We start from the raw sequence: 3936 nt of genomic DNA on the forward strand, positions 1-3936 counted from the left end.
ATGTCGAGGGAGGCGAGCTGGGCCGCGACGTGGAACGGCTCCGGGTAGGTGGCCGGGACCTGGGGCACCAGCCCGATCGTGGTGGTGGTGCGGGCCACGAACGCCGCGCGGGTGACGGCGTCGAGCCGCGCCGAGCCGGGCGACCCGGCGACCGCGGGCAGCAGCGCGTCGGCGAACGTCGCGAAGGTGACGCCGGCGTTCTCGGCCCGCCGCACGCTGCGGGCGAGGCGAGGCGCGCCGACGGTCTCGGCCGGCGTGAGGCCTGTCGCGGCGGCTGCCGCCGGGTGGGCGCCCGCGCCGTCGACGTCGAGCCCGACGACGAAGGGGGTGGTGAGGTCGGTCATGTGTCGTGGTCCCGTCAGATCGCGGACTCGTCGCCGAGCCGGTGGTAGGTGCGGTCGAGGTAGACCAGGGGTGAGGTCCCGTCCGACCCGGACTGCAGCGCGCGCAGCGAGACCAGGTAGCTGTCGCCGACCGGGGTGCGCTGCAGCACGCGGGCGCGCACCCAGGAGACGGCGCCGTCGATGACGGGCTCGCCCGAGGGAAGTGCCGTCCAGCCGCCCCCCGCGAAGCGGTCGATGCCGCTGGTGGCGAACCGGGCGGAGAGGTCGTCCTGGTGATCGGCGAGGAAGCTGATCGCGAGCGTGCTGGCCGTCGAGACGGCGGGCCAGGACGACGAGGTGGACGCCAGCGAGAACGCGAGCAGGGGCGGTGCGGCGGACACGGAGATCACGGACGTGGCCGTGAACCCGACGGGGCGGCCCGCGTGCTCGAGCGCGACGACGGCCACGCCGGCCGGGTGCTGGCGGAACACCGTCTTGAACTCGTCAGGGGACAGCTGGGGCTCGTCCTGCTGGGCCAGGAGCTCCTCGATCCCCGAGAGCGCGGACAGGTCGGTGCGCTGGTGGGCGTGCTCCGTGGTCACAGGGCGGCTCCCGTCAGCTCGGTGGTCGTGGGGGTGGTGGTCGTGGCGGCCGGCGGTGCGGGGACGCCGGCGGCCCGGCGCAGCGGCGTCGCCCAGCGGGCGAACCAGGGGTCCAGCGCCTCGCCGAGGTCCGGCAGCTGGGCCTCGGTGAGGGTCAGGGTGCGGGTGGGCACGACCGCACCCAGCTCCACGAGCACGGGCCGCAGGTGCGCCTCGCCGGCGAGGGCGTGCGCCGGGTTGCCGGACACGACGAGCGGCACGACGACGACGCCCGCCAGGCCGTCGGGCCCGTAGAGGTCGAGGAACGCCTTGAGCAGGCCCGTGTAGGAGGCCTTGTAGACGGGGGTCGCGACGACGGCGACCGTGGCGCGCGCCAGGCGCTCCTTCGCCGCGTCGGCGGCCGGGTGCGCGGCCGTGAGGATCTCGCCCGCGAACGCCGCGAGCTCGATCGTCGCCACGTCCGCGGCGCCGAGCAGCTCGGCGACGCGGCGGGCGGCGGTCTCCGCCGCGGTCAGGGTGCGCGAGCCCGCGCGCGGGTTGCCGGAGACCACCACCACGGAGGGGGTGGCGGGGCGGGTGTTCTCGGTCATGGGTCGTCCCTCGCAGTCCGTCGATCACGCTTGCCGCACGGCGTCTCGGCCCGCGTGCGCGGACCGGCCGGCGGCCAGGTCATCTCCCGGAGCACCCCGCCGTGACGTGGGGTTGCTGCCCAGCCAGCCGGGGCTTCGCGCTGGGGCTCGTGACCTGGGCGGAGGTATAGCAGCCGATCCGGCGAGCGCCAGCGCCGTCCGGAGACTTCTCACCATCCGGACACGCCGACGCGCCGGAGCCTCCGGCCGGGGGACGGCCGGAGGCTCCGGGGTGGTGCGAGGGCGTCTGACTCGTCAGGCCTCGAGGCGCAGGCGCGCGCCGAGCGCGACGGCCGCGACGACGGCGGCGCCCGCGACCAGGACGACGTCCTTGAGCACGTACTGGCCCAGCAGGGTCATGCCGTGCCCGAACAGCTCGTCGCCGAACAGCGCGACGGGGGACAGGATGCCGACCATCGCCACGGCGAGGGCGACCAGCCCGACCCGCAGCAGGCGGCCGGAGATCAGCGTGAGCCCGATGAAGGTCTCCATGACGGCGACCAGGACGACGGCGGTCGTGGCGGGGACGAACCCGAGCGTGAGCGTCTCGACGGTGCGGCCCGCGATCTCCTCGGCGGGGCTGGCGCCCGGGAAGAACTTCAGGACGCCGAAGCCGAGGAACACGAGCCCGAGCGCGACCCGCAGGGCCGGGACGGACCACCGGGTGAGGAACCGGGCGAGGGCGGTCACGGCGACGTCGAGCCGCAGCGCCACCTGCTCGGCCAGGGCGTTCGGGAGGCGACGGGCGGCGGGGGCGCCCGGGGCGCGGGTGCCGGCGGTCGTGCGGTGGGTCGGGGTGGAGACGGACATGGTGGTGCTCTCTTCCAGGGGGAGGCGCGACCCGGGGGTGGTCGCCCTGGGAGAGAGCGGCCCACGGCGCCGGGAATGCGCGCGCCCCCGGTTTTCGCCCGGTCCTCACCCGCTCGACGACGCACCGGGGACCGCCTACGGTGCCGGCATGGACCACGAGCCGATGCGACGTGTCGCCGAGTTCCGCGCGGCGTTCGACCTCGAGGTCGAGACCGCCCGACCCGGTCTGGCGGAGCACCGCCGGGCGCTGCTGGCGGAGGAGTCCGGGGAGGCGGCGGAGGCGCTCGCGGACCTCGCGACGGGGCTGGCCGAGGGCGGCGACGTCACTGCCGCGTACCGGGCCGTGGCGAAGGAGCTGGCCGACGTCCTCTACGTCACCTACGGCGCGGCCGACGTGCTGGGGATCGACCTGCCGGCGGTTTTCGTCGAGGTCCACCGCTCGAACATGAGCAAGGTGGACGCGGACGGCCGGGTGCTGCGGCGGTCGGACGGCAAGGTGCTCAAGGGGGCGGGCTACCGGCCGCCCGACCTGGGCGACCTCGTCGTGCCGCCGGCGGGACACGCGTAGGTCCCTGCACGGCGCGGACCTCCGTGACGTGACGCAGACTCGGGGCATGGGCGCGCGCCGCTTCCGCTGGGTGCTGCACGTCGACCTCGACCAGTTCCTGGCCGCGGTCGAGCTGCTGCGGCGCCCGGAGCTCGCGGGCAGGCCCGTGATCGTCGGCGGACGCGGCGACCCGACGGAGCGCGCGGTGGTCTCCACCGCGTCGTACGAGGCGCGGGCGTACGGCGTCCGGTCGGGGATGCCGCTGCGCGTGGCGGCCCGCAAGGTGCCGGACGCGGTGATCCTGCCGGTCGACCACCCGGTGTACGAGGCGGCCTCCGCGCAGGTGATGGCGGCGCTGCGCCGTCTGGGCACGGTGGTCGAGGTCCTCGGCTGGGACGAGGCGTTCCTCGGGTACGACGGGGAGGCCCCGGAGGAGTTCGCGCACGCCGTCCAGCGGGCGGTGCTCGACGCGACCGACCTGCGCTGCTCGGTCGGGATCGGCGACACCAAGGTCCGGGCGAAGATCGCGACAGGGTTCGGCAAGCCGGCGGGCGTCTACCGGCTCACCGCGGAGAACTGGTTCGAGGTGATGGGGGAGCGCCCGACCGCCGACCTGTGGGGCGTGGGCTCCCGGGTGTCGAAGCGGCTCGCGGCGCACGGCATCGACACCGTCGCGCAGCTCGCCGCGGCGGACGACGCGGTCCTGGTCGGCGAGCTCGGGCCGCGGATGGGCGCCTGGTACGGGGAGCTGGGCCGCGGGGAGGGCTCCGCCGTCGTCGACGACACCCCGTGGGTGGCCCGCGGGCACAGCCGGGAGACCACCTACCAGCGCAACCTCACGACGGCCGACCAGGTCACGGCGGCGCTGCGGGAGCTCGCCGCGCAGGCGCACGCGGACACCGAGGCCGAGGGCCGGGCAGTGTTCCGGGTGGGCCTGAAGGTGCGGTACGCGCCGTTCTTCACACGGACGCTCTCGCGGAAGCTGCCGGCACCGACGCGTTCCCTGGAGGAGGCGACCGCCGCGG

At 75.6% G+C, this 3936-nt stretch carries 5 protein-coding genes, 1 pseudogene and 1 riboswitch; of the genes and pseudogenes, 2 read left to right on the top strand and 4 right to left on the bottom strand.

Features of this window, described 5'->3' with window-relative positions; translation table 11 throughout:
* The 4 genes and pseudogenes from ACFWEK_RS19730 to ACFWEK_RS19745 all read right to left on the bottom strand — a co-directional run.
* Window positions 1-344: pseudogene (locus tag ACFWEK_RS19730) on the bottom strand (nitrilotriacetate monooxygenase); the annotation flags it as partial.
* Between the two features lie 14 nt (window positions 345-358).
* Entirely contained in the window at window positions 359-925 is a 567-nt protein-coding gene (locus ACFWEK_RS19735; RefSeq protein ID WP_430545390.1) for a flavin reductase family protein, read from the bottom strand.
* On the bottom strand, window positions 922-1515 hold the full coding sequence (locus tag ACFWEK_RS19740) for an NADPH-dependent FMN reductase (protein WP_430545391.1): 594 nt from the start codon (window positions 1513-1515) through the stop codon (window positions 922-924). The genes ACFWEK_RS19735 and ACFWEK_RS19740 overlap by 4 nt, the downstream gene beginning before the upstream one ends.
* A 21-nt stretch (window positions 1516-1536) precedes the next feature.
* Window positions 1537-1670: riboswitch (SAM riboswitch) on the bottom strand.
* Between the two features lie 139 nt (window positions 1671-1809).
* Window positions 1810-2364 (bottom strand): DoxX family protein, encoded by a 555-nt coding sequence (locus tag ACFWEK_RS19745; protein WP_430555141.1) that lies wholly within the window; start codon window positions 2362-2364, stop codon window positions 1810-1812.
* Between the two features lie 148 nt (window positions 2365-2512).
* On the opposite strand from ACFWEK_RS19745, the gene ACFWEK_RS19750 reads away from it, so the two are divergent.
* Both ACFWEK_RS19750 and ACFWEK_RS19755 read left to right on the top strand, forming a co-directional pair.
* Window positions 2513-2932, top strand: coding sequence for a MazG nucleotide pyrophosphohydrolase domain-containing protein (locus ACFWEK_RS19750; protein ID WP_430555142.1), 420 nt, complete (start codon window positions 2513-2515; stop codon window positions 2930-2932).
* A gap of 46 nt (window positions 2933-2978) precedes the next feature.
* A partial coding sequence (locus ACFWEK_RS19755) for a DNA polymerase IV (protein ID WP_430555143.1) occupies window positions 2979-3936 on the top strand: 958 nt, incomplete at its 3' end.

Source organism: Isoptericola sp. NPDC060257 (genome assembly GCF_042726645.1).
Lineage (GTDB): Bacteria > Actinomycetota > Actinomycetes > Actinomycetales > Cellulomonadaceae > Isoptericola > Isoptericola nanjingensis.

Bases quoted from the DNA above. Each gene is read 5' to 3' on its own strand.
- ACFWEK_RS19740 (WP_430545391.1), bottom strand. From the start codon at position 1,515: ATGACCGAGAACACCCGCCCCGCCACCCCCTCCGTGGTGGTGGTCTCC.
- ACFWEK_RS19745 (WP_430555141.1), bottom strand. From the start codon at position 2,364: ATGTCCGTCTCCACCCCGACCCACCGCACGACCGCCGGCACCCGCGCC.
- ACFWEK_RS19750 (WP_430555142.1), top strand. From the start codon at position 2,513: ATGGACCACGAGCCGATGCGACGTGTCGCCGAGTTCCGCGCGGCGTTC.